The 1,256-nt window shown below is 64.6% G+C and carries 2 protein-coding genes; both read left to right on the top strand.

Translation table 11 applies throughout. The features are described from left to right. Window positions 1–529 precede the first annotated feature (529 nt). On the top strand, window positions 530–748 hold the full coding sequence (locus ACTQ49_RS14935; protein WP_441828626.1) for a toxin HicA: 219 nt from the start codon (window positions 530–532) through the stop codon (window positions 746–748). Beyond that, window positions 745–1,092, top strand: coding sequence for a type II toxin-antitoxin system HicB family antitoxin (locus ACTQ49_RS14930; protein ID WP_441828625.1), 348 nt, complete (start codon window positions 745–747; stop codon window positions 1,090–1,092). The genes ACTQ49_RS14935 and ACTQ49_RS14930 overlap by 4 nt, the downstream gene beginning before the upstream one ends. Window positions 1,093–1,256 lie beyond the last annotated feature (164 nt).

Here is a 1,256-nt window from a genome sequence, read left to right as displayed (position 1 = left end):
ATGAAAGTCACACCCAACGGTGGACAGCCGCAAACGGAGCGACCGCCCCAGACCACCTGAACCGAGCCTCGGCCAAGGCCCGACCTGAGGTCAATGGAACTAGTAGCCGCGATCAAATGTTGTGGCATTGGTGGGCGTCCGGCTACTTCGCCGCGCTGAGGTCAGGATGCCGGCAGCCATCGCGGATCAATGTCCTCGGGAAAGGCCACTAGCCAGTAGTCAGGCAGGACTGCGCTGAGCTTCTTCCATTGGACGTGGACGGGGTCCCCGGGGTCGGCGACTGCCACCAGCACGCCGGGACCGTGAATGGCCAGGCGTTCGCGGCAGACGCCGCACGGGCTCAATACGACGGTTCGTCCGCTGCCCTGCCGGTGGAGACACACGGACGCGACGATGCGCTGCTGCAGTCGGTAGGCGGCGCAGTACGGCTCTGTCTCGTGGCAAAGTGCGCTCGTTACCCGACATTGAAGGTTGGTACCACGGGCGGTATCATGTGGCCATGCCCAGTGTTGCGAAGATCCTCGCCGAGATGCGAGCCAATCCCCGCAACATCGGCTACGCCGAGCTGGCCAAGGTCTGCGAACACCACTTCGGACCACCCCGCGCGAGCGGCGGGTCCCATGCCGTCTACAAGACACCATGGCCCGGCGACCCCCGCGTCAACATCCAGAACGACCATGGCAAGGCCAAGCTCTACCAGGTCAAGCAGGTACTGCAGGCCATCGAGAAGTTGGAGGCGAACCGATGAGCACCACCACCATGATCGACACCGCGCGCTACAGCTTCCGCGTCACCTGGTCCGCAGAGGACGAGGAGTTCGTCGCCACCTGCGTCGAGTTCCCGTCCCTGTCCTGGTTGGCGAGTACCCCGGAAGCCGCCCTGATGGGTCTGCGGGAACTGGTGGACGAAGTCGTTGCCGACATGCGCGAAACAGGCGAGGACATCCCCGAGCCGCTGTCCACACGGCACTACTCAGGCAAGTTCCAACTCCGCCTGGGCGAAGACCTGCACCGCCGCCTGGCGATCGAGGCCGCCGAACAGCACGTCAGCCTGAACCAGTACGTCACCCGCAAGCTCGCCGCGGCGCCCTGAACTTCCGTCGCTGGGCGAACATCCGCCACTGGCTGACCAGCGAACGCACTCTCCTCATGGGTTCTACCGGGCCTGGCGATCGGGTGTCAGGCTTGGTTCCGGTAGCGACGGGCGGGTCAGCACTCATCACTCTTCTGACCCTGCGAGGTCTGGCGGCAGACAGT

Origin of the sequence: Luteococcus sp. Sow4_B9 (assembly GCF_052116585.1) — a bacterium.
Lineage (GTDB): Bacteria > Actinomycetota > Actinomycetes > Propionibacteriales > Propionibacteriaceae > Luteococcus.
Note: the sequence above shows the minus strand (reverse complement) of the source record. Positions and strands in the feature narration are given on the sequence as shown.

Bases quoted from the DNA above. Each gene is read 5' to 3' on its own strand.
- ACTQ49_RS14935 (WP_441828626.1), top strand. From the start codon at position 530: ATGCGAGCCAATCCCCGCAACATCGGCTACGCCGAGCTGGCCAAGGTC.
- ACTQ49_RS14930 (WP_441828625.1), top strand. From the start codon at position 745: ATGAGCACCACCACCATGATCGACACCGCGCGCTACAGCTTCCGCGTC.